This window comes from Shewanella sp. UCD-KL12, assembly GCF_001957125.1.
Lineage (GTDB): Bacteria > Pseudomonadota > Gammaproteobacteria > Enterobacterales > Shewanellaceae > Shewanella.
This window is the reverse complement of the sequence record NZ_MPHJ01000001.1, coordinates 199,259-223,120: the sequence shown is the minus strand read 5'-3', so window position 1 is coordinate 223,120 and position 23,862 is coordinate 199,259. Positions and strand designations below refer to the sequence as shown.

19 protein-coding genes are annotated in these 23,862 nt (G+C 43.4%); 14 read left to right on the top strand and 5 right to left on the bottom strand.

Annotated features, from left to right (window positions below):
- Positions 1–71 precede the first annotated feature (71 nt).
- The gene (tyrS, locus tag BM736_RS01025) at positions 72–1,268 is read right to left on the bottom strand and encodes a tyrosine--tRNA ligase (protein WP_076407652.1); all 1,197 of its coding nucleotides are present in this window, start codon (positions 1,266–1,268) and stop codon (positions 72–74) included.
- A gap of 138 nt (positions 1,269–1,406) precedes the next feature.
- On the opposite strand from tyrS, the gene BM736_RS01020 reads away from it, so the two are divergent.
- Positions 1,407–2,825, top strand: a complete 1,419-nt coding sequence (locus tag BM736_RS01020; protein WP_076407648.1) for a peptidoglycan DD-metalloendopeptidase family protein — start codon at positions 1,407–1,409, stop codon at positions 2,823–2,825.
- A 44-nt stretch (positions 2,826–2,869) separates the two neighbouring features.
- On the top strand, positions 2,870–3,991 hold the full coding sequence (locus tag BM736_RS01015) for an anhydro-N-acetylmuramic acid kinase (protein WP_076407646.1): 1,122 nt from the start codon (positions 2,870–2,872) through the stop codon (positions 3,989–3,991).
- Between the two features lie 42 nt (positions 3,992–4,033).
- Here BM736_RS01015 and BM736_RS01010 read toward each other — a convergent pair whose 3' ends face one another.
- Positions 4,034–6,193: a winged helix-turn-helix domain-containing protein gene (locus BM736_RS01010; RefSeq protein ID WP_083699781.1), complete on the bottom strand. Its 2,160-nt coding sequence runs from the start codon at positions 6,191–6,193 to the stop codon at positions 4,034–4,036.
- Between the two features lie 359 nt (positions 6,194–6,552).
- On the opposite strand from BM736_RS01010, the gene BM736_RS01005 reads away from it, so the two are divergent.
- From BM736_RS01005 to BM736_RS00975, 6 genes are all read left to right on the top strand, one after another.
- Entirely contained in the window at positions 6,553–9,321 is a 2,769-nt protein-coding gene (locus tag BM736_RS01005; protein WP_076407644.1) for a TonB-dependent siderophore receptor, read from the top strand.
- Between the two features lie 116 nt (positions 9,322–9,437).
- Complete coding sequence (locus BM736_RS01000) at positions 9,438–11,942, top strand: S9 family peptidase (RefSeq protein WP_076407642.1); 2,505 nt, start codon at positions 9,438–9,440, stop codon at positions 11,940–11,942.
- 113 nt (positions 11,943–12,055) lie between these two features.
- The gene (locus BM736_RS00995) at positions 12,056–13,462 is read left to right on the top strand and encodes an alkaline phosphatase (protein WP_083699779.1); all 1,407 of its coding nucleotides are present in this window, start codon (positions 12,056–12,058) and stop codon (positions 13,460–13,462) included.
- 239 nt (positions 13,463–13,701) lie between these two features.
- On the top strand, positions 13,702–14,400 hold the full coding sequence (aqpZ, locus tag BM736_RS00990; RefSeq protein WP_076407640.1) for an aquaporin Z: 699 nt from the start codon (positions 13,702–13,704) through the stop codon (positions 14,398–14,400).
- A gap of 186 nt (positions 14,401–14,586) precedes the next feature.
- Positions 14,587–14,958 (top strand): DUF2750 domain-containing protein, encoded by a 372-nt coding sequence (locus BM736_RS00985; protein WP_076407638.1) that lies wholly within the window; start codon positions 14,587–14,589, stop codon positions 14,956–14,958.
- 360 nt (positions 14,959–15,318) lie between these two features.
- Positions 15,319–15,768, top strand: coding sequence for a hypothetical protein (locus BM736_RS00975; protein WP_076407636.1), 450 nt, complete (start codon positions 15,319–15,321; stop codon positions 15,766–15,768).
- 84 nt (positions 15,769–15,852) lie between these two features.
- On the opposite strand, the gene erpA is transcribed toward BM736_RS00975, so the two are convergent.
- Together erpA and BM736_RS00965 are read right to left on the bottom strand one after the other, a co-directional pair.
- Positions 15,853–16,227, bottom strand: coding sequence for an iron-sulfur cluster insertion protein ErpA (gene erpA, locus BM736_RS00970; RefSeq protein ID WP_076407634.1), 375 nt, complete (start codon positions 16,225–16,227; stop codon positions 15,853–15,855).
- 115 nt (positions 16,228–16,342) lie between these two features.
- On the bottom strand, positions 16,343–17,257 hold the full coding sequence (locus BM736_RS00965; RefSeq protein WP_076407632.1) for a DUF6776 family protein: 915 nt from the start codon (positions 17,255–17,257) through the stop codon (positions 16,343–16,345).
- A 126-nt stretch (positions 17,258–17,383) separates the two neighbouring features.
- Between BM736_RS00965 and BM736_RS00960 the strand changes: the two genes are divergently transcribed.
- Entirely contained in the window at positions 17,384–19,054 is a 1,671-nt protein-coding gene (locus BM736_RS00960; RefSeq protein ID WP_076407630.1) for a chloride channel protein, read from the top strand.
- A gap of 69 nt (positions 19,055–19,123) precedes the next feature.
- Here BM736_RS00960 and BM736_RS00955 read toward each other — a convergent pair whose 3' ends face one another.
- Complete coding sequence (locus BM736_RS00955; RefSeq protein WP_076407628.1) at positions 19,124–19,867, bottom strand: ABC transporter substrate-binding protein; 744 nt, start codon at positions 19,865–19,867, stop codon at positions 19,124–19,126.
- A gap of 224 nt (positions 19,868–20,091) precedes the next feature.
- Here BM736_RS00955 and BM736_RS00950 point away from each other — a divergent pair, with 224 nt between their 5' ends.
- From BM736_RS00950 to BM736_RS00930, 5 genes are all read left to right on the top strand, one after another.
- Positions 20,092–20,883: an ABC transporter substrate-binding protein gene (locus BM736_RS00950; RefSeq protein WP_076407626.1), complete on the top strand. Its 792-nt coding sequence runs from the start codon at positions 20,092–20,094 to the stop codon at positions 20,881–20,883.
- A 439-nt stretch (positions 20,884–21,322) separates the two neighbouring features.
- Positions 21,323–21,649: a cytochrome C gene (locus BM736_RS00945; protein WP_256717730.1), complete on the top strand. Its 327-nt coding sequence runs from the start codon at positions 21,323–21,325 to the stop codon at positions 21,647–21,649.
- Positions 21,649–22,875, top strand: coding sequence for a sulfite oxidase (locus tag BM736_RS00940; RefSeq protein WP_076407625.1), 1,227 nt, complete (start codon positions 21,649–21,651; stop codon positions 22,873–22,875). Before BM736_RS00945 ends, BM736_RS00940 begins: the two co-directional genes overlap by 1 nt.
- Positions 22,875–23,252, top strand: coding sequence for a cytochrome C (locus tag BM736_RS00935; RefSeq protein ID WP_076407623.1), 378 nt, complete (start codon positions 22,875–22,877; stop codon positions 23,250–23,252). Before BM736_RS00940 ends, BM736_RS00935 begins: the two co-directional genes overlap by 1 nt.
- A gap of 4 nt (positions 23,253–23,256) precedes the next feature.
- On the top strand, positions 23,257–23,664 hold the full coding sequence (locus tag BM736_RS00930; RefSeq protein WP_256717651.1) for a c-type cytochrome: 408 nt from the start codon (positions 23,257–23,259) through the stop codon (positions 23,662–23,664).
- Positions 23,665–23,862 lie beyond the last annotated feature (198 nt).

Below are 23,862 nucleotides of genomic sequence, written 5' to 3'. Positions count from 1 at the left end.
CTTTTCCATAAGTTTCAGATATAAAAAAACCTGCCAATTGGCAGGTTTTTTTATATCGAGAGAGTGTAAACCTAAACTAAGGTAACCTTAGCAAATTTACGCTTACCGACTTGGAAGATACCACTGGTTCCAGCAGTCAATTGCAGGCGTGTATCTTCAATTTTCTCGCCATCAATTTTGGCTGCACCCTGCTTGATCATACGCATAGCATCTGAAGTTGACTTAACGAAACCTAACTCTTTGAGCAAGTTAGCGATGGCGATACCTTCACCAACATTAATCTCAACCTCTTCGATATCATCAGGAATAGCACCTTTCTGGAAGCGATTAATGAACTCCTGATGAGCAGCATCTGCAGCAGCTTCATCATGGAAGCGTGCAATAATCTCTTTAGCAAGTGCTATTTTGATATCGCGTGGGTTAGTACCCGCTTCAACATCCGCTTTAAACTGCTCAATTTCGCCTAATGGACGGAATGAAAGCAGCTCAAAGTAACGCCACATCAATACATCAGAGATAGACATGATCTTACCGAACATCTCACCTGCAGGCTCACTCACACCTATGTAGTTGTGAGCAGACTTAGACATCTTCTTAACGCCATCTAGGCCTTCGAGAAGTGGCATCATGATAACCGTCTGAGGTTTTTGGCCTTCAGATTTTTGCAGCTCACGCCCCATCAACAAATTAAACTTCTGATCGGTACCACCAAGCTCTACATCTGATTCAAGTGCTACTGAATCATAGCCTTGTAGTAGTGGGTACATAAACTCATGGATAGCAATCGATTGACCAGAACCATAACGCTTCTTAAAGTCATCACGCTCCATCATACGGGCAACAGTCTGCTTGGAAGCTAGACGAATCATACCAGCAGCGCCTAAAGGCTCTAACCAAGTAGAGTTAAACTCAATACGTGTTTTTGCAGGGTCTAGAATCTTATACACTTGCTGCTTATAGGTCTCTGCGTTAGCAAGTACTTGCTCACGGGTCAATGGAGGGCGAGTACTGTTTTTACCACTTGGATCGCCAACCATACCGGTGAAATCACCAATCAAGAAGATCACTTCATGACCTAATTCCTGAAACGTACGCATCTTGTTCAAGATAACCGTATGACCCAAATGAATATCTGGTGCGGTTGGATCGGCTCCAAGCTTAATACGTAAGGGACGTCCCTCTTTTAGTTTTTCCAGCAGATCTGCTTCGAGTAAAATCTCATCGGTACCGCGTTTAATCTCTGCTAATGCTTGGTCTAAATCAGCCATCTCGCCAACTACTCCTGGGAGCTCAATCAAAAAATAGAGAGTCATGTTACTTGTTAGCCAGCACAATTGAAAGTGTGTACACTAAGGGGATCTCTATTAGCAAAAAAATTGCGACTTAGCTCAACAGGAAAAGGTTAGATGGGAAAGGTTATAACGTTCTTAAAATTACTACCGAAAGTGCATCAACTTCTTTTGTGTTTCTTAGTTTTAGTGACCATAATTGCTCTCCTTTTACCTTCAAGTGATAGTGACACCTCCCAAGGTAGCCATTCAAAACTCTCTGGAACCCTTGACTTAGGTAACGGCGCTTCATCTAACTCATCCGCTCAAGGCGATAACAGTGAACGCTTAAAAACGCCGCTTGCTTTTAGAAAGCCGACTCCACCAGAAAGTCCACTTCAGCTAAAAGCTAATGAGACAAGCAATACCACAACAGAACCAGATGCTGACGCCGATGCTCAGGCACCAGCTAACAGACATATAAAACAGTTTGAAGTAGAGCGCGGCGATACATTAGCGTCACTGTTTAACCGTGCAGGCTTATCCTCTCGTGATGTCTATGAGATCACCTTACTTCCAAAAGCCAAAAAGAACCTGTTGAAAATAATGCCTGGCGACGAAATCATCATAGTTAAAGATGATGCAGGTGATCTGCTGGAGGTTAATTATCATATCAACCCTATTTCAACTTTAATCATTGAAAGAAGTGATAAGGGCTACAGCGAGCATATCTCAGATAAAAAAGTTGAAAGTCGTAACAAATTTGCCAGTGCGACTATCAGCAGTAACTTCTGGAATGCAGCAGTCAATGCTGACCTGACTCCTAATCAAATCATGCAACTTGCAACAATATTCGGCTGGGATATCGACTTTGCATTAGATATTAGAGAAGGGGATAACTTCTCTATCATCTTTGAAGAGGAGTACGCCGATGGTGAATTCCTCAGAAATGGTAATATTCTTGCTGCTGAATTTAGTAACCAAGGCGATCGCTATACAGCAGTGCGCTATACCGATGGTAATTACTATTCAGAAGATGGTCGTAGCATGCGCAAAGCCTTCCTACGATCTCCCGTTGATTTCAAGTACGTCAGCTCAAGCTTTAATCCGAGGCGATTGCACCCTGTAACAGGACAAGTTAGAGCCCATAGAGGAGTGGACTATGTTGCTGCGGTTGGCACCCCGATTAAAGCCGCGGGTAAAGGCCGTGTAATAAAGTCAGCCTATAACCAATATAATGGTAACTATGTATTTATTAAACATAACGATACCTACACAACTAAATACCTCCACCTGAAAAAACGCAAAGTTAAGCAGGGAGCTACGGTAAAGCAGGGGCAGATCATCGGTACCTTAGGCTCAACAGGGCGAGTAACTGGCGCTCATCTACATTATGAGTTTATCGTTAACGGTACCCACAGAAATCCAAGAACCGTAAAACTGCCTAAGTCTCTGCCAATTGCTAATGCTGAAAAAGCGAACTTTTTGGCTCTGAGTAAGCAGATCATGACTAAACTTCAACAGAATAAGCAGATCCAGCTTGCCTCATCTCAATAGGCTTAAGGCGTTCCCCGCTTGTGAAAAATTAGGAAACTAGTGCTATGAACAAAGACTATTATATTGGCTTAATGTCAGGTACTAGTATGGATGGTGTCGATGCTGTTTTAGTCGACTTTAGTGGCCAGCAGCCTAAGCTTATTGCCAAGCATAGTGAGCCAATACCTAAGCATACTTTAAAGGGGCTGCAGCGCCTTTGTCTGCCGGGAAGTGACGAGGTTAACCTGCTTGGCCAACTTGACCGTAACGTTGGGCAACTATTCGCGCTTGCTGTCAATGAACTATTATGCAAAGCCGAAATATCAAAACAAGCCATCATAGCGATCGGCAGTCATGGGCAAACCGTCAGGCATATGCCTAATCTAGATACTGGGTTTACCTTGCAAATTGGCGATCCAAACACGATTGCGGTGCTAACAGGGATTGATGTTATTGCTGACTTTCGCCGCAAAGATATCGCATTGGGCGGCCAAGGCGCGCCACTTGTACCCGCTTTTCATCAGCAGATATTTTCTAATAAAGACAACTCCAGAGTCATCCTTAATATTGGTGGGATATCTAATATCACCTATCTACCTAGCGAGCTGCACGCCAGCCACCAGCAAGTAGTAGGGTTTGATACGGGTCCAGGTAACAGCTTAATCGATGTTTGGTGTCAACATGCTAAACATCAAGCTTATGATAAAGATGGAGAGTGGGCTGCAAGCGGGCAAACAGATGAGGCACTATTAAAGCATCTACTCTCCCACAGTTACTTCTCACAAACTTTCCCTAAAAGTACAGGCAGGGAGTTATTCAATCAGGCGTGGTTGGAGCAGCAATTAGCCGCTTTTGCTCACCTCGATGAAGCAGATATTCAGTCTACCCTACTCGACCTAACGTGCCAGAGTATCGCCAATGATACACTTGCACTGTGCTCACATGGCGAGCTATTTGTCTGTGGTGGAGGCGCATTTAACAGCGAATTAATGCGACGACTCAAGTTGCTGTTGCCTAGCTATCAAATATGTACAACATCAGAGCTTGGTATCGCACCACAATGGGTTGAGGGCATCGCCTTCGCTTGGCTTGCCATGCGTCATCATAAAGGGTTATCTGGAAACCTTCCTGCCGTCACAGGGGCAAGCAGAGAAGCAGTGCTGGGCGCACTGTTTCCAGCAAAGTAAAAGTAAATGCTTTAGCACACCTTACAAGGTGTGCTAAACCTGTTATTGCAGTAACTTATGGTTCAACATAATGATGTCTCGCTTAGAAGACTCTGACAGGGTTAACAATATCCTATGCTCACTAGGAATATAACTCATTGAACCATAGCCATATAAGCTTCTTGGAGGCAGTTTTAAAATAGGGGTAATTAAGTCTGTGTTGTAGCGCCAAAAGTTAATCAAATGATATCTGCCATGCACCTCTCTAAAATAGACCCCTTTGTCGGTAACAACCCAGTTATAACCTTCATCAAACTTCTCTGCCGAGATCACCTCTTTTATCTTGTCTGGCTCACTTAATGCCATGCTCCAAAGTCCGCCTCTATCTAATCGCGTAAACATGATATTAGTGTTATTAACAAGCTTACCTAGGCGCATTCCCATTTTGCTGACCTTTTTTGGAGGCTGATTAGAGAGTGAAAATGCCATCAACCCATCATCAGTTGAAGAGAGCACCTCATTATCATCTCTTCCCCAGATAGGCCTTCTATGATCTGAATAGCTCGAAGCAATAATGCTGACACCACCGTTAGAGAGATCCAAGATATGGATTTTATTGCCTTCATTTTTATCATCAGGTGCTAAGAAAGCAAGCTTATTGCCATCTTTAGACCAGGTAGGATATGCGACTCGTCGCTTCAGGTCGGTATGTTGCTTTTTATCACCACCTTCAATATTGGAGCTCCATATCTCATTATGTCCAGTTTCATTAGACACATAGACAATGCGCTTAGTCACAGCTGAATAGTCAGGATTTCTATTATTAAACTCTGAGTTAGTTAAAGGGAAAACGGTAGAGGGGATAGCCTGATCAAGCTCAAGATATGCAACTTTAAAGTCTTTTATATATTTAGCAAAAACTAACTGATTCGAGTTAGGAATAAACTTGGGGTAACTGAAGCCAACCACGGATAAATTAGTTATTTTCTTACTATTAATATCAACAACATAACCAGCCCTCACACCAGAGTTTTCGGTACTAAACACTAATTTATCATTGTCAGGATGCCAACTTAGCCCCCTAATATCTTCTAAGCCTTGAGTAATTCGTATCTCATCACCACTCTCGGTATTTCTGATAAATATGTCTTCAGATATATTGCCAAAGCGTCTTGAGATTGCATACCAACGACCATCTGGACTAAAGGCGATATCCCTATCTCGGTAACTACAATCTGAGCTGCAAGAGATTCTTTTGGGCACAGCTGTTTCAGAAGTTAAATCAAATTTATACAGCCCACCAAACTCATCCGATGAACTTTCCCATATATAAACTAATTCACTGCCATCTTGAGAGATATCCAAAGCTGCAGATGCATTATAACAAGGTGTGATTTGAATTATCTCATGGCTATCTAGCATTAATTGAGATAGATAACACTCACCGCTGTCTCGACTTTCACTAGGGAAATAAAGCGACTTTCCATCAGGTGACCAGATAGATCTAAGCTCTTTTGTCTGCTTTGAAGTCAAACGCTTAGGGGTGTCAGTTGGTGTTTGAAGATCTTTTAGGTACAAGTTAGATTTCTTACCGTAAACCAACCAACGTCCATCTGGTGACACGGCAGGATAAAGTTCTGCGCCTGCAGTTCGGGTCAACATCTGCTCTTCTGTTTGCATCAACTGCTTACTATCTTGATATAGGTGAAAAAAAGCACCTGCCCCAACAAAAATAAACAGTATAACGATGGCAACAACAACTCTGCTAAGTTTATCTTTAAGCTCCTTAACTTTCGCTTGCTCCACCTCTAACACTTCAGGTTTTGACACAAGATCTTCAGGCTTAAATTCAGGCTCAATCAATAAGCGATAACCCGTCTTTCTCACTGTTTCAATCGCTTCAGTGCCACTTATGTCAACTAAAGGATTAAGATGTTTTCTCAAATGCCATATCGCATTGGTAAGCGCCTTAGTCCCTACATAGCTGTTGCCCTCCCAAATGCTTTCTATTAACTCCTCACGAGTCACGACATTAGGATATTGCCTAGCCAAATAACTAAGTAGCTCAATAAATTTTGGCTGTAAAGAGATTTTGTCTGCTGAACCACCCGCTGCTAAGCCTCTGTCCAACTGAACACAATTTTTAAAGTTGAGGCTGTTATCACTAGGGGTGATCTCACACCCAGCCAAAGTAAATACCGCCTCTTTTTTTATCTCAATCATTCTCTCCCCTAACATGTAGTGCCGAGTTATTTCTTATAGTTTTAATTGCGCAACAATCTTTATCGTCTCGACCCAGCAATAAACAGTTTACAGCCTGTCAACACACAAGCGCAAGCGGTAACGGCCACCACCACACAAGCATAAGCATTTAATAATAAACAAGATAGATATTAAATAGATATATAAACAGCATATAAACGACACTCAGACCATTGCTTGAAATAAACATTTTCTTTACAACTTGAGTCAGCTGAAAGATTGAGAGTGCCTTTTGCGAATCGACAGCGTTAACAACTAAAAATAACTAGGGGAAGCTTTAATTACCTCTAGAAAATTATAAAAACAAGGACTGGAATCAGATGAAAAATCAGATGAAATTATCAGCTTTGACATTGGCCATGACAATGGCAGCGCTAACAACGTCATCGCTACATGCTGCAGAACAAACTGCAGGCAAAGATGCTAACAATGAAGAGATGGAGAAAATAGCAGTCACAGGCTCGCGTATTAAGCGTGCCGATTTTGAAGGTGTTGCACCTGTCACTGTGATTACTGCTGATGATATTGAAAACAGCGGCCTCTCTTCTATCGCAGAGGTTCTTCAATCTTCTGTAGCTAACAACGGTGGTTCACTCAATGGTGAAAGTGATGGCTACACTGATAGTGCAAGCTCAGTCAACCTTCGTGGTATGGGCGCCAACCGAACACTCGTACTGATCAATGGTCGTCGTCAGGCATCTTTTCCTTCAGCAGCAGGCGGTACATCAAACTTTGTTGATGTTTCTGATATCCCAACTGCAGCCGTTGATCGCGTCGAAATTCTTACCGGTGGTGCATCGGCAATTTATGGTTCTGATGCTGTTGGCGGCGTAGTGAACATTATCCTTAAAAAAGAGTATGACGGTGCAAAAGTAGAAGCTAAGTACTCTGACACCACACAAGGTGGCGGCGAGCAATTTGATTTCTCATACCTTCAGGGCATAAACACTGAAAATAGCCAAAGTCTTATTATGCTTGAATACCGTCAAGTCGGCGCAATCCAAACTTATCAACGTGACGACCTATACAACCCCGCTTATTACGAAGATGAAGATGGCGATACTCGCTGGGGAGCAGGTCCTTTTGGTGATGCATCGCCATCAAGCTGGGCATCTTGGGTAAGAGATTACTCAAAGGTTTATACCGATGACAAATACAGCCCTGTCGACGAAGCCCAATGTACAAATCTATTTGGTGATAAAGGCATATATGTTGAAGCTGGCAGCTATGACTGTTACTACGATAAGTATGCCGATCGCGGACTTCAATCAGAATATGACAGAGTCAACTTAGTCGTTAACAGCACATACGATCTTAATGATGATTGGCAGCTATACGGCATGCTTAACGCTTCATACAAAGAGTCGACTAAATATAAAGATGAAAAAGGCTTTGGCGATTACTTCTATCAAGATGAAGTAACTGGAGCAATGAGCTACGACAAGTATGAATTTGAAGATTACAACAAGTTCCAGATGCGCCGCCGTATGGAGGAGTATCCTGGACCACGTACTTACGACACTCAAAATACTAAAGCCTCTTTAGCCTTCGGTGCCAACGGTACAATCGGTGATTATGAACTCGATATTTCTTGGTCTAGCGGTTATGCATTATATGAAAAGCAGAATCACCATATGGTGAGTGCTGATGCACTACTTGATATGGTGACATTTGATCCAAATAACAGTGACCCAGCTAAATGGTACCCAAATAACAAGTTAACTAGCGAACAAGCTGAAGCCCTGATAGGTGACTCAACCAAGAAATCAGACTCAAGTATGCATCAGTTCCAAGCCGTATTTACTGGTGATTTAATGGAGCTAGAAGCCGGTACAGTAGGCTTTGCAACCACTGCAGAGTGGGCCCGTGAAAGCTATGAAGATACCTTAGATGAAACTACCATGAGCGGTGGCTATATCGGTATGGGTGGTACAGGCGGTAAAGGTGACCGTGATCGCGTCGCGGTGGCAGGTGAGCTACAAATTCCGCTTTTAGCAAACATGACTGGTGTTAAATCTTTAGATCTATCTGCAGCACTTCGTTATGACCAATATCTAGATGATTCTGATGTAGGCGGCGCTACAACACCTCAAGTCGGTCTAAGTTACCGACCAATCGATGAAGTCATGGTACGCGCAAACTGGGGTAAGAGTTTTAGAGCACCCGATATGCATCGCCTATATTCTGGTTTAACAAGAGGTTTTGGTGGTACAGAGTACCCACACCCGACTATCCCAGATGAGATCTATGAAGATGATTATGAGAGCTTTAACTCCGGGAACCTTAACCTAACTGAAGAGAAAGGTGAATTTTGGAACTTAGGTTTTGTAGCGAATGTTTCAGATAATGCAGATCTAACATTAGACTGGTGGAATATCGAGCTTGAAGGTGCGGTTAAAACAATCTCAACTGATGAGATGCTAGAGGATCAAAGCTACAACAAGGATGGTCAATACACAGCCTGTTCAGATATGCCTGAAGTGGGTTACTTGACTGAATTTGATGATGACGGTATCCAAAATATCGCTTGTATGCGCAAAGGACCTATCAACAGCGCCTATGAAGCATCTGAGGGTATCGATGCTAGCTTCAACTACCTTTTCCCAGAAACCGCTGCAGGTGAGTTTAAGTTTAAACTAGCAGCCTCTTACCTTCTTAAGAAAGAGTACCAAGAGAAAGAGGGTGATGAGATTGAGGAGCAGACTGAAACTGATTACTTCCCTAAATGGAAAGGTAATGCCAGCCTAAGCTGGAGTTATGAAGACTTCAGAGCAACGATTGCTTACTACTACACGGGTGAAGCTGTTGGTACGGACCTGTTTGAGTACGTCGATGCTGATGGTGAAGATGTTGAGTCAATTGAAACGGATACCTTAGATCCTTATCAGACAATCAATATTACGCTTTCTTATACAGCACCTTGGAAAGGTAAGTTCACCGCAGGTGTTAAAAACCTGACTGATGAGATGCCGCCACTTTACGATGTTCGTAACGATAAGCATAACGACTGGCCTTTCTATGAGGATGATAACAGCAGCTACTCTGCTAAGGGTCGTAGCATGTTCTTCGGCTACTCACAGAAGTTCTAATCTAACCACTAATATAAGCACCAATATAAGTACTACTTAGAGTATAAAAGCGCCCTGCAAGGGGCGCTGATTCTCTTCTATATCAGTTCTATCCCCCTTTTTATCAGGAGATAAAAATGTCTCGAATGTCCATCTTTATGTATTCCCTGATAGCTTTTTTTAGCAGCGCAAGTATGGCCGCAGAGTATCAAGCTCCCTCTCAAGCATTAAAAGAGGTCGTAGAACAGAAAAAAAAGCTAAGCACTCGTTTATCAAACAACAAACAATGGCTGGCACTGTTAACCCCTAAAGCGCACCAGGATATTGAAGCATTAGCTAAGCCAGAACTTAAACTTGCAGGTCTTAGGTTATCCCCAACCCAGCTTGCTCCAAGCCGTATAAAAACCCAGTACCTTAAACTCGAGCTTGTTGAACTTTCAGAAATAGCAGATCAAGCCAAAGCGTACTCTAGCAATGCCCCTCAAGTAGACTTGGCTAAGCGAGTCATAACTCTGCCTGCAAAGTCCATTGCAAAAGTCGAGTTTTCACCTAATAGTCAATACATTAGCTTTATTGCTCTCACTGAGCACGGCACCGATCTTTACCTCTATGATATAAAAAAAGATCAATCACGAAAGCTCAACGCTAATCGATTAAATGCCACACTCGGCCTTAACTATAAATGGCTGCATAACAGTCAAGGTTTGATAACGAGTATCGCCTTTAACAACCCCATAGCTAAAAATAATACTGAACTTGGGCCAAATATCAGCGTCACAAGCGCAAAAAAAGCTCCGCGACGAACCTACCAAGATCTACTAAAGAATGCCCAAGATGATGCACTATTTAACTCATTAACCCGCAGTCAATTAACCCTGTTATCGTTAGATGGCACAACGACAGCTATCGGTGAGCCAGCAATAAATATTCATTATCAAGTCTCCCCCAATGACGAATATATTCTCACCAAACAGATAGCTCCGCCCTTCTCACATGTCGTAAAATACCGCGACTTTGCCCAAGACGTAGCGCTTTATAAACTGAATGGCCACCACCTTAAATCACTCGCAAAACTCGAAAGCAGTGAGTTCAGACCTTCTGGCAGTGACTCAGTACGCAAAGGGCCAAGGCTAATACATTGGCGAGCAGATAAACCAGCTACATTAGCCTTTGTCCGAGCGCTAGATAATGGAGACAGCAATGTAAAAGTTGATTTTCGCGATCAGCTAATGCAACTAGCAGCTCCCTTTAATAACCTTGCAGAGCAACAATTTAAAACCCCTTGGAGAATTGCTAACATTCAGTGGGGAGAAGGCAAGCTTGGCTTAGTAACAGAAAAAAATTCGACTAAGAAGCAGATGCGAGTCAGCTTTTTCAACACAGATAAACACTCAAGCTTGACGCTCTGGTATCAAAAAGCGATAAGGGATAGCTATAGAGATCCCGGCTCTCTTGTCTCCCATAAGGCCATCATAGGTGGTAAGCAGTTTGGCAGACTATTCACAGTAGAAGATAATCAAGTACTACATTTTGGACTCGGTGCCTCCAAAGAGGGTTATCAGCCCTTCCTTAAGACGCTAACAGTCAGTGAAGCATCAACCAGTGAGCAACTCGTCGCTGACGCCCCTAAAATAGTGTGGCAATCATCAAAGGATAAACTGGAAACAGTCCGCTATGTCATCAGTAGAGACCCTCTCAGGCTCATCATAAATAGACAAACTAAAGATATCCCATCTCACCTTGTCTTCATCGATACCAAGTCAAAAGGTGAAACTGTCATTGAGCCCGCAACGGCCGGAGTTGATGCTTTTAAAGGAATGACGAGGCAATTAATCACTTATAAACGTGCAGATGGCCTGCCACTATCAGGCAACCTTTACCTGCCACGAGGGTATAAGAAAAGTGATGGCCCATTGCCCGTCCTAATGTGGGCTTACCCTAGAGAATATAAAAATGCCGAGGTTGCCAGTCAGGTAAACTACTCGCCAAACCAATACAACTATATTAGCCCTAAGGGCCCAGTCCCCTTTGTAGCCAAGGGCTTTGCGGTATTTGATCGTGTAGCCATGCCGATTATCGGTGTAGGCAAAGAAAAACCAAACGATAACTTTAGAGCCCAGCTTATTGATAATGCGAAAGCCGCTATCGACACCTTAGTTATGATGGGCGTTGCAGACAGAGACAGAGTAGCAATAGGAGGTCATTCATACGGCGCTTTTATGGTGGCTAATCTGTTGGCACATTCAGATCTTTTCGCAGCGGGGATCGCCAGAAGCGGTGCATATAATAGAACACTCACCCCCTTTGGTTTCCAGCATGAGAAACGTAACTTCTGGGAGGCTCCCAGTCTTTACCAGCAGATATCTCCCTTTACCCATGCCGACAAGATAGATGAGCCCCTCCTCATCATGCATGGCGAGATGGATTCTAACTCAGGCACTTACCCAATGCAGTCTGCACGGCTGTTTAAAGCGATCAGAGGCCTTGGCGGACAAGCAAGACTCGTCACTTTCCCCTTTGAGAGTCACAGCTATAAGGCCAAAGAGTCAATACTGCATATGCTATGGGAGCAGGAGGAGTGGTTAAGTAAACACCTTAGCCAAAGCACTGGCGCCCCAGATACTAAAGCAAGCTTTCATTAGCCTCTCAAGTACAAAATCAACTGCATATTTCAGTTAAAGATAAGCAAGCGGCGCATATAAGCCGCTTGCTTAACAAATTTCCACTCCCTGCGTTCTATAAACCGGAGCCCAAGATGAAAACAGTTAAATTAGGCCTTGCCCCTTCACCTATCATTAGTGCATTGCTCCTATTCAGTGCCAGCCTGAGTACACTCGCGTGGTCTAACGAGCAGATAACTATAGCCGAGGAGGAGCTTCCTAAAAATATTATCTACCTGATAGGTGATGGCATGGGACCCGCTTATACCAGTGCATACCGATACTTCTCCGATAGACCCGATACAAAGCCTGTAGAGAAAACGATCTTCGATCATCTTCTCGTGGGTATGTCCAGCACCTACCCCGATGACGATACCTATGTCACTGACTCCGCAGCATCAGCAACGGCTTTGGCCACCAGCGTAAAAACATATAATGGTGCAATATCGGTTGATCACCAACACGATAAACTCCCCACTATGATGGAGATGGCAAAAGAGATGGGAAAAACCACTGCTATCGTGGTGACCTCCCAGATAAACCACGCCACTCCAGCCAGCTTTTTAGCCCACAATGAAAGTCGCAGAAACTATGATGAGATTGCCGATAGTTATTTAACGAATCTTATCAATGGTCAACCAATTGCCGATCTAATGCTTGGTGGAGGAACTAAATACTTTCAACGAGAAGATAGAGACTTAACCAAAGAGTTCCAAACCTTGGGATATAAATATATCAATAAGTTAACTGACCTTAGCAGTGTACACAGCTTACCGGCACTCGGCCTATTTGCGCCATCTGGGATGGATGCAGCACTTGGGAGCAATGACCCGTACAGACTTAACGCCATGACACACGCTGCGCTAAGATTACTCGGCACTCAATCAGCTCCCTTTGTCATGATGGTTGAAGCAAGTCAGATAGATTGGTGTGGTCACAGTAATGATATCGCTTGTGCTATGAGTGAAATGGATGATTTTGCTAAGACATTGGAAACAGTAAAGCACTATATCGACACCCACCCAGACACTCTACTTGTCGCTACTGCCGATCACTCAACAGGCGGGCTCACTTTAGGGCGTGGCGGTAAATATCAATGGAAGGGGAAGTTATTAAAACAGGTAAACAAGCTCCCAGAGGAGGTTGCTAAGCAACTCGTTAAAAGCCCATCTTTGCTCGATACCCCAAAAAGTTTCTCCTCCTTTTGGGCAAACAGCATAGGCATTAAGATGTCCCCTGAAACCCAAGAGATATTCAGAGTGCAATTAATGACTCAGTTAAAGTCCCATCAAGCAGTCGAACGTCTTGAAGACTTGATTAAAAAGCGGATTGACAAGCTAACGTATACAGGGTGGACCACCAGTGGTCATGACGGTATAGATGTGCAAGTTTTTGCTTATGGCAAAGGCCAGCAACACTTTAGTGGTCATTTAGACAACACCGAAATTGCGGCAAGACTTATCGAAATGATAACCGCTGAGCGCTACCGTCATAAGCAGTAGAGTCGGTATCAAGCTGTAATAAACCAGCCAAAAGGGTGAAAACGTTCACATCAGCACTCACCCTTTCAGATATGTAGCTCATTTTGTGTAAACAGTTCAACATTAGCTTCCCATCTTTTGATGAAGCTGTAGAGTACACCTACTCATTTCGCTCAACGCTTGTTAAGCTTTAAAGTAGTCAAATGGTAATAAAAACTCTTTAACATGGATAATGAGCGCTAAAACACAAGGAACTGTTTATGAACATATCTCAAAAAATGGCGGCCGAATTCATCGGTACACTTTGGCTCGTACTTGGCGGCTGTGGTAGCGCAGTACTAGCAGCAAACTTCCCCGATATCGGTATAGGCCTACTCGGTGCCTCCTTTGCTTTTGGTCTCACCGTACTGACAATGGCATTTGCCATTGGCCATATTTCTGGTTGCCACCTTAACCCTGCAGTTTCATTTGGTCTATGGGCTGGCGGACGATTCCCAGCTAAAGAGCTTCTGCCCTATATTATCGCTCAAGTTACTGGTGCTATCGCTGGTGCAGGGATCTTATTTATCATTGCATCTGGTAATACCGACTTTAGCTTAGCCGATGGTTTTGCATCAAATGGCTTCGCAGAGCACTCACCGGGTGGTTATACCATGACCTCTGCCTTAGTCACTGAAATTGTCATGACGCTCTTCTTCCTCTTGATCATCTTAGGCGCTACAGATGACAGAGCGCCGAAAGGCTTTGCCCCGATAGCAATCGGACTTGGACTTACCCTCATTCATTTGATCAGTATTCCAGTCACAAATACCTCCGTGAACCCAGCTCGTAGTACAGGCCCTGCTGTTTTTGTGGGTGATTGGGCATTATCTCAATTATGGCTATTTTGGGTTGCCCCCATTGCAGGGGCTATCATCGCGGGCTTTATCTATAAGTTTTTCAACAGTAAAGCGCGCTAAATTTAGCGCATAGCGCCCTTCTCTTCGCTGGCTTCATTTAAACGAAGCCAGCAGATAACTCCCATTTTTCCTATCGAGTAAAAATCTGCTCTATATCCTGTCACTGAAATGGTATGATCCCGCCATTAGAGTAGTACACAGCAAGTTGTACTAGCACACAGTAATCCTGATTAAGATGAGATAACCATGAGCAAGAATGCCAAAGATGCAAGCCAGATGACACCAGAAGCCCGCTACGATTATCTTGTTGAGCAGGCAAAAGCAGAAAAGACCCTGTGGACACTTCAAGATGATGATGGCTGCGTGATGCTTACTACTGAAGAGGAAGACTGTATTCCTATGTGGCCAAGTGAAGAGGCTGCTAAGTTGTGGGCAGTTGATGATTGGGAAAGCTGTATTCCACTGGCTATCCCTGTTGCAGAGTGGCTAGAACGTTGGGTTCCAGGCATGCAAGATGATGATCTATTTGTTGCTATCTTCCCAGTTCAGGAAGACCTTGGGGTGGTTATTCCTCCTTACGAACTTGAGCAACGTTTAACCCCTAAGCAGCGCCACTAATACCAATCAGCATAAGAAAGTGATCTACTCAGAGTGCTTTTTGGCAACTAATTCAAGGCGAGTAGCTGATGGAATGGTTATTCCCTTGTGAAGGCTATTCAACGAAGAAGTAGGCGGCCAAAAACACTCCTGAAAGGCAAGTTTTAGCGCTTCATATGCTGTGTTAACGAGCTAGAGCGTAGAATAACTATGCGCTTCACTCGTTGCAAAGAACATGGATGTTCTGAATGTCATTAATGCAGGAGCAATTAATGACTTTGCCTCTGAAGCGCTAATATCTCGCTGAGCGATCACACCTTTATGCCGATTGGTATAGTATCGCTCTGCGTTGATTAATCAGAGAAAAATGGGAGATATAGCTTGAGTAACGTTCAGAGTGAGTCTGCTACAACAAGCCAAACAGAAGTTAAATCGCCGTTACCAAAGCGCCTTGCAGCACTTTGTGCTTTTTTTGCTATTGCATCAATCAGTGGCATCATGGCAAAACAGGGGGTACTTTTTTGCGTACTGACCTTAATCATGGTGATAGCAATTCTGGGCCGCCAACGTACAGCAATGTACTTCCTTCAGGGCTATACGGTACTCCAGCTGGTACTGGTCAGTGTATTGCCTATCTTTCTGTATGATCCTGATAACTTGCTTGTAGGTAATCCCTCGACGTTTCAGCTCGGAGCATTAGAAGGAAAGATCCCCGATTACATCATCTTTGGTTTACTGATTTTACTGGCAATGTTGCAAGTGTGGATAGCCTTTACGCCTAAAGTAAAAGCCTACTTTCACACTAAGATCAATATGAACATTATGAGTTAAGCAGCGAGATGCAGTAAAACAAAAAAAGCCAGTTGCAAAGCAACTGGCTTTTTTAAAATTATTTTCTATAAAGCAACAGAGTGCTTATACAGAGAAGCTCGCACCACAACCACAAGTTGTTGTTGCATTAGGGTTTTTCACAAAAAAGCGAGAACCTTCTAAGCCAGAGGTATAATCAACTTCACCACCAACAAGGTACTGTAAGCTCATAGGATCAACAACCAGTTGGACCCCCTGCTTCTCAACGGTAAAGTCACCTTCGTTCACTTTCTCATCAAAAGTGAAGCCATACTGAAAGCCAGAACACCCACCACCGGTAACGTAAACACGAAGCTTCAGTGCATCGTTTTCCTCTTCATCAAGCAGCGTTTTTACTTTTGAAGCTGCCGCATCGGTAAATTGAATCGGCAACGCATCATCAGCTTGCTCTGTCGCTTGTTCAGCTGTTTGTTCAGTCATGAGAACCTCTACATCTAATTTCTTTGCGGGATTATCCAATACCTGACCAATTTGTTCAAGTAATAACCCCTGCTCATTTAGTTTCTGTGATAAATAATAACACCAGTATATGAAATCACTGAATAGGTTTATCTTGGCCTTTATCTAAGGAGTCATTACTCTGCGTTGCTACATCGGTCTGATTGACCTCAGTCGCTAGTGCTTCATCTGGCGTTGTGACTTGCTGAATTGAAGGTAAGCTTTGCCCAGGTTTAACCTCAATTTCAGCCTCAATATCCTCAACAATTACCTCCTCTGCGCTAATCGGCTCAGTAACCGGTAATAACTCTGATGCAGGAAACTCCATCTCAGCTTGAGAACCTTTAGTCCATCGACTGGAAGGAACGTTAACTTTAGCTATCACCCTAGACAGCTCAAAGCCTACCGGGAAAGTCACCTCACTCTCTAACACTTGAAAATAGCGGAACTGAAAAGCGAGCTGTTTGTCTACAGAGACAGACTCCAGTGAAAGCTCTACAAACTGACCGTCTTGCAGGCCAATGAAAGTAAACTCAGCTCTCCCTTTCAGCGATTGTTTACGTTTTTGTAGCTGAGTTAAAATAAGTTTAAGTCGGTAATGATCGGGCAGCAGGTTTTCAGATAGCTCTAAACCATGAATGGCGACACCATCGGCATTATTTTCTGGAGCCATAATACTGCGATAAAAGGCCAGCTCTCTGACTAGCTCTTGCTCTTTTATATGTTGCTTAGCAAACAGCCCTTGCATCTCGTCATTTGTTTCTTCGGCCAATGCAAGTTCAAGGTTTCTAGACGCGAGAACTTGAGCTTGATTATTCAGCTGTTTACTCAATTTTTCAATGGCTTCTGTGTTACTCTTCACCACAGGTTGGTTTGCCTCAGTCCAAACATCATAACTAAGTACACCTAATGTAAATGCGACGGTAACAAGCAAAAGTAGATAGATACTCGATGGCCTGAGCTTGCGCTCCCTCACTTGAACACGGTCGAGCCAACGATGAAAATTAGCCATGAACTAACAACCTCTTAAATCAATACAATGTAAAATAGCCCCATGCCTAGATATGGTGGCTGGCAATGGAATTCCAGGAAGGCTCCGGTGCAAAATAGAATAAAGAGCAGCTACGCGCGATGCCAGATGTATATGAGAACAGAGCTTAAAGATAAGCTGTCTCAACCCAAACTCAGCTTACAATTATGTATGCTGGCTCTGCTATTTGCGCTTATCGCTTCCGGTGTCATTATTCTATTTAGGCTGATACTCCTCTGGCTTAATCACTATACTCAAACCAGCGAGCTAGAGTTTACTGAGATCATTGACGACTGGCGAGTGCTTTTACCCCTGTTTGGTGCACTTTTAATCTGGCTAGTCGCTCGAGTGGGATCTAAACGCTATAAACGTATGGGAATCGCCTACGTTTTACACCGAGTTAAGCTTCATTATGGCAAGGTGCCCCTCCAATCAGCTCCAGGCCAATTCTTTCAAGCACTCTTTGCCTTAGCAACTAACTTTTCGGTAGGCCGTGAGGGACCAGCAATACATTTAGGGGCTGTCAGCGCCAGTGTTTTAGCCGAAAAATTTAACCTCCCAGATAATAGCGTACGCATAATGTGCTCCAGTGGCATTGCAGCAGGCATAGCTGCCACCTTTAACGCCCCTTTAGCCGCTGTCTTCTTTGTTTTTGAGGTTATCTTAAGGGAATACAAGCTGCATTATTTTTTCCCTATCATGATCTCAGCCATATGTGGCGCAGTATCGAGTCAGCTAGTATTTGGCAATATCCATGAGTATGAACAGATTGGTGTCATTCAAATTCCGCTATCCCAATACCCTATTTTAGCCATCACGGGGGTTTTGATCGGTGTCACTGCCGCCCTCTTTAATTACAGCTTATTAAAAGTGACCGCTACTGGCCAAAATTGGCCGCTCATCTACCGCCTTTTACTCGCCGGATTGATCACAACCATTGTTGGTGTATTTCTCCCTGAAGCACTAGGCAGTGGCGATCTCGCTATCGAGCGGGCGATAAGCGAACACCCTGGGTTGATGTTTTTAATTGCCCTGCTTATTGGCAAAATTATTGCGACGATTGCAGCATTAGGACTCGGTATTCCAGGGGGGATCATCGGGCCACTCTTCGGCATCGGTGCGCTCATCGGCGCCATATTAGCCATTATTACAGCGGCAATCTTCCCATCAACAGACCCTTACATAGGCATTTATACCATCATAGGTATGACAGCTATGATGGGCGTCTGCTTAGGCGCTCCTCTCGCAGCACTCATTGCGCTACTGGAACTAACAAACAATGCTTCAATGATTTTACCAGCCATGTTTGTCAGCATCCCAGCTTTCCTGGTTGCTCACCAAGGATTTAACTCAAAGTCTCTCCTGTATAAGCAGTTAGAGATAATGGGGCTAGGCTATAAAGTCTCTCCGGTGAAGCAGGGCTTAATGAAAACAGGCGTTCGCGCCCTGATGAATACACGATTTGTTATCGTCCGTGACAATGATGAGTTGCTATTGGAAGTGCTAAAGCGTGCAGAAGGCCGCTCAGTCCTTGCTAGAAATACTTTTGGCGATATTCAAATGTTGCAGCTGGAATTACAGTTCACAGATGATACCACCACACTGACACGTCACTCCATAGAGGGGCTAGCTGATACTGCAACGCTGAATGAAGTCTACCAAATATTATCTAAACATCGTCGTGGTGAGGTATATATTTATCAAGGCCACAAAGACAATATTGTTGGCGTGATAAGTTGGGCTGCACTTCAAAAAGAGATCCGTTCAGGTCAAGTTTAAACGTTATTAGTTCCATAAAAGTGAATCGACATATAATGAAACAAGCATTAAAAGGAGTGATATTAGCCCCTAATAACTATCCATTATTTTTTGGTAAACCCCATTGAGCCTAATGCGCTTCATCCCAAGATCAAACTGCTGCGAGTAATACAACCCCTGTGGATGGGTTCTGGAAAATGCGAGATAGATGGCCGTCGTTTCATTTTCAAAACCGAACCTAATTTTAGACTCAAGTTGCAGCTGTTGAACTAAAATATTGGCGGTTTTATCATAAATGATAGTGAAGTCTATGCGCCCTAATGCAAGGTTTCTTAAGTTATCCACTTCAGAGTTAGCTATCTCTTCAAGGATATGTCCCTCTTTTACTAAAGATAGATAATGGTCGCCATAACCATACCCTCTAACCACACCGACAACCTCATGATTGAGGAGCTGCTCCCTATTCATAATCGTCACCTGTTTATCACTACAATAATAATAGGCTGACACAGCATCAAATAACTTCTCCTCACCGAGGATATACTTTTCGTTACTTTGAGCATCTAGTGGCACATTAAACGCGGCGATGATTTTCCCATGTTCAATATAGGACAAGGCTCTCGCATAGGGCATGACTCGAAAAATAATACTAATATCTACACTTTGAAAAGCAGCGATAATAATTTCATTGGCTAGGCCTGTACCATCAGCTTGGGCATAAGGAACCCAATCATCTTCAGCAGCTATCTCGATTGTTTCTGAGTGTGCTGGTAGCACAATTAACAGTGCCCAAATGGATATAAGGCAAAACAGCGAATAAGACTTATGAAGCATAAATTACCTCTTCAAGGGGCCTATCTGCAGTTTAGTTGAGTTTGATTCAATTGTAATTTTGAAGCTTCTCCGTTAATTTCAGTTAACAAGAGAAATATCAACGACTTATTTAAGAGCTTAAAATTCTAACAACGCCAAATAATATTTCATTGAAATATACCCCATACTAAAAGTAATCAAGCTTTATATTTCTAGCCCAAAGGTCAACAAGGAGGCATAAAATATTGACCCATTTCTTCAGCACAAAGGTACATATAGCACTTTATAGCCTACTTGCACTTGGCTATTTAAGTATCAGTTCTGCTCAAGGTGAAACCATTCAGTCTTCATCAATAATAGAGATCCGCACCATAGACATTCTTCCTTATGGAATACGGACTCGGATAAAAGGTCAGACCCCACCTGAATTTCTACCTAGCGGCATCTATTTTGATATGGCGAACCAACTGGCAATAGAGTCGGGTTACCAACCTCATAATAAGATATACCCTTATGCCAGGATCATGCTTGAGTTAAAGTCAGGCCAAACAGATATGACCATCATGTTCAAATATAAAGAGCTAGAGGACTACGTCACTTACATCGCCGCATTGCCTAGCTTAAAAAACGTCGTCATAGGGCTCAAGGGGACCAATTACGCCTCTTTCGACAGCCTAAAGGGAAAAAGAATTGCCTATTTAAGGGGGGCAAAATTTAGTGATAGAGTCGATAACGATCCAGATATTTATCGTTTCGAGACATTAGATTTCGTCCAAGCCATAAAGGTGCTCATAGCTGGTCGAGTTGATGCTGTAATTGGGCCGATGGATCCCATTATCAGTGCAGCAAAGCAACTTAATAAAGATATAACGCTTTTTGGTGAGCCCTTTGTGGTATCTGAAAGAACGCCATGGGTACAGGTTTCAAACAAAAGCTTAGCGAAGATATCCGTTCCTCAATTAAAGTCTCAATTTGACAAACTAATCCAACAAGAAGCACTACTAAAAATACGAAAAAGATACCTAGGTAAGCAGTAAAAACCGCCGTGATTTGCCCGCTTCACTCCGTCTTTATCAGTGATTTGTTAGTCATCAAGTGCTGCAGCGAATGTTTTCAATGCAAGTATAAATGCCTCTAAACTATTTAATTTTCATCATCAATAGCGACAAAAACTCAACCAACTCTTCTCCTCAAACCGATACAAAAAGCCCTACACCTATTTTTACTGTAAAAAAACCTCAAAACAAAACATTCATAAACAATTGTTTTTATATGCATTTTATAACTTTTTATAACTTTTTACATGCCTTAGCTCACAAAAATAAGTACATTCGTGAACTACAGTAAAGTTAGCGGTAAAACTTTGATCTTGGTCAAGTGGGTCTAACTCTTTACTAATTAATGATTCTAACAAAAAGAAAAACTGTGACTTTTAGAATAACCCCAACTTTCATTTTAAGGAAAATTATGGGTGTGATGAACGCAAGCAAGCAACACGTACTTAAGCTAGTTAAATTCTCATTCGTACTGCCTTGCATTTTTGTCAGCCAATCAGCGATTGCTGATACTGACCAAAGGCTTTTAGAGATGTGTAAAGCGTGCCATGGCAAAGACGGGAGTAGCGAGTTCAGCTCAATCCCCAACCTTAAGTGGCAAAACCAGCAATACATAGTCCAGCAACTAGAACAATTTAAAAGTGGCCAACGCCAAGATAAGACAATGACTAAGGTAGCTAAACTGCTTTCTACTGAGCAGATGGAAACCATGGCAACCTATTTCAGCAAGGGTGAGGAAAAACAGTAATGACTATCGATAGACGCAAATTTCTAAAAGGCGCTGTTGCGACCTCCGTCACCGCAATGTGGCCACTTAACTGGGCATTTGCTCAAAATCGTCCAGCCGGTATGCCTCCCCTCGATGTATCTGCAGTCACTTGGTCAAAAGCTGAGGATATTCCATCTCACTTTAATGTGCTAAACACCAACCCACTCAATGCCATGCCAGCAGAGCACTTGCTTGCTCCGGCAAAAACACCTGCAGACATAGCCTTTATTCGTTGGAATGGCCAAATGCCAGATTTCAAGAATATCGATCCTGATACTTGGGAGTTCACTGTTGACGGTGAGTCTATTGAAACCCCTAAGACTTACACCATTGCAGAGTTAAAAAAGAAATTTAAAACCCATACCCAGCAGCTAGTGCTTGAGTGTGGCGGTAATAGCCGTGAAAACTTTTACCCTAACGCAAAAGGAAACCAGTGGAGCAACTCTGCGGTATTCTGTGCCGAATGGACAGGCGTTTTAGTGAAAGATGTCTTAGCCGACTGTGGCGTTAAGAGCGATGCGGTATATACGGCTCACTACGGTGCAGATAAGCACATTAGTGGCAAAGGCGCGGCTATTTCACGTGGCGTACCTATTGAAGCAGCCATGAATGAAAATGCCATGATAGCTTGGGGAATGAATGGTGAAGATATTCCATTTATGCACGGCTACCCACTACGTATTGTCTTCGGCGGCCGACCAGGCTCCGTATCTCAAAAATGTGCAACAGGGATGGGCGTTCGTGACCGAGTTCATGATGGCAAGAAAATGGGGGCTCCAGCCTACCAAGTGCCTAAAAACCCTGTAGCGCCAGGCGAGAAAGTCGATAATAAAGACTTTAAGATCATCGAAGAGATGATAGTTAAGTCATTGATCACGTCTCCGCAAACGGGTGGTGAACTCAGCTTAGGTCAATCTCTTGAGGTCAGCGGCCACGCATGGGCTGGTACTCGCGATGTCACGAAAGTAGAAGTCAGTTACGACTATGGAACGACTTGGCAAACCGCATCTTTGACAAAACCTGTTAACCCTATGGCTTGGCAGCAATGGAAACTTAACGTGAAGCTACCTCAGACAGGTTATTACGAGATCTGGGCACGCGCGACTGACAGCAAAGGTGATACTCAGCCTATGGTTCAGCCTCAATGGAACCCTAAAGGTTACCTATTCAATGGCTGTCACAGAGTTGCTGTAAGGGTGGTGTAATGAACAGACATCTACTAGCAGCCTCAATCGCACTAGCCGGAGTATTCTCCCCAGTGAGTGCAACCGAGCAATACCCTGTCGATGAAGTGACAGGGCTTATTATGGCACCCGGTTGGGAGATGGTTAAAGCCCAGTGCAACGCTTGTCATACTAGCCATATCATTCCACAGAACCCCGGCAACCGTGAAGTTTGGCGTGACACCATACAGTGGATGATTGACACCCAAGGTTTATGGGATCTCAATGATACTTGGGAGCCTGTACTGGATTATCTATCTACCTATTACAATGAAACGGGTATTGATATGAAAATCTTTAGGCGTAAGCCATTAGAGGCCTCTCAAATGCCTCCTATGCCAACTCAACAGGAGCGCTAACGTCATGAAGATGATGAATCTATCTATGCTAGTGATTGCCGCAGCCTTGTTCAGTCCCTACAGCTCAGCCTCAAGTGCTGAAGATAATGCAGCATTCAATGCAACCTTAGCGGTATCAGGGTTAAAGCTTGATGCTGCAGTGCTTGAACACCAAGCGAACCCAGCCAATGGTGAGATGCTTGCGAATCAGCGCTGTATCGCCTGCCATGGTGAGGCTATGCTAAAAATGATGCCTATATACCCGAGTTTAAAAGGACAGAAAGCCGCGTATCTATTTAAGCAGCTGATTGACTTTAAACGAGGTGAACGGACTAGCCCACTGATGCAGGCACAGGCAGGCATGCTATCTGAAACAGAGATGAAAGATGTGGCACTGTATTATTCACAACAGGCCCAAGCCAAAATTAAATAAACTAACTCGTTATAAGTGATTAGGTTAAGACTTACTATCCACAAGCCAACCTATATCAATTTGCTACCCAACATCAGTTGGGTAGCTTTTTTTCACTGCACTACCACCTTTTAACTCCCCTATCGCAAGCTTATACCAATCGGTATAAAGGTGTGGCCATTCAGCGAGAGTTTAGCGATTGTGAGACAAGGCAACGAG

Bases quoted from the DNA above. Each gene is read 5' to 3' on its own strand.
- tyrS (WP_076407652.1), bottom strand. From the start codon at position 1,268: ATGGCTGATTTAGACCAAGCATTAGCAGAGATTAAACGCGGTACCGAT.
- BM736_RS01020 (WP_076407648.1), top strand. From the start codon at position 1,407: ATGGGAAAGGTTATAACGTTCTTAAAATTACTACCGAAAGTGCATCAA.
- BM736_RS01015 (WP_076407646.1), top strand. From the start codon at position 2,870: ATGAACAAAGACTATTATATTGGCTTAATGTCAGGTACTAGTATGGAT.
- BM736_RS01010 (WP_083699781.1), bottom strand. From the start codon at position 6,193: ATGATTGAGATAAAAAAAGAGGCGGTATTTACTTTGGCTGGGTGTGAG.
- BM736_RS01005 (WP_076407644.1), top strand. From the start codon at position 6,553: ATGAAAAATCAGATGAAATTATCAGCTTTGACATTGGCCATGACAATG.
- BM736_RS01000 (WP_076407642.1), top strand. From the start codon at position 9,438: ATGTCTCGAATGTCCATCTTTATGTATTCCCTGATAGCTTTTTTTAGC.
- BM736_RS00995 (WP_083699779.1), top strand. From the start codon at position 12,056: ATGAAAACAGTTAAATTAGGCCTTGCCCCTTCACCTATCATTAGTGCA.
- aqpZ (WP_076407640.1), top strand. From the start codon at position 13,702: ATGAACATATCTCAAAAAATGGCGGCCGAATTCATCGGTACACTTTGG.
- BM736_RS00985 (WP_076407638.1), top strand. From the start codon at position 14,587: ATGAGCAAGAATGCCAAAGATGCAAGCCAGATGACACCAGAAGCCCGC.
- erpA (WP_076407634.1), bottom strand. From the start codon at position 16,227: ATGACTGAACAAACAGCTGAACAAGCGACAGAGCAAGCTGATGATGCG.
- BM736_RS00965 (WP_076407632.1), bottom strand. From the start codon at position 17,257: ATGGCTAATTTTCATCGTTGGCTCGACCGTGTTCAAGTGAGGGAGCGC.
- BM736_RS00960 (WP_076407630.1), top strand. From the start codon at position 17,384: ATGTATATGAGAACAGAGCTTAAAGATAAGCTGTCTCAACCCAAACTC.
- BM736_RS00955 (WP_076407628.1), bottom strand. From the start codon at position 19,867: ATGCTTCATAAGTCTTATTCGCTGTTTTGCCTTATATCCATTTGGGCA.
- BM736_RS00945 (WP_256717730.1), top strand. From the start codon at position 21,323: ATGAACGCAAGCAAGCAACACGTACTTAAGCTAGTTAAATTCTCATTC.
- BM736_RS00940 (WP_076407625.1), top strand. From the start codon at position 21,649: ATGACTATCGATAGACGCAAATTTCTAAAAGGCGCTGTTGCGACCTCC.
- BM736_RS00935 (WP_076407623.1), top strand. From the start codon at position 22,875: ATGAACAGACATCTACTAGCAGCCTCAATCGCACTAGCCGGAGTATTC.
- BM736_RS00930 (WP_256717651.1), top strand. From the start codon at position 23,257: ATGAAGATGATGAATCTATCTATGCTAGTGATTGCCGCAGCCTTGTTC.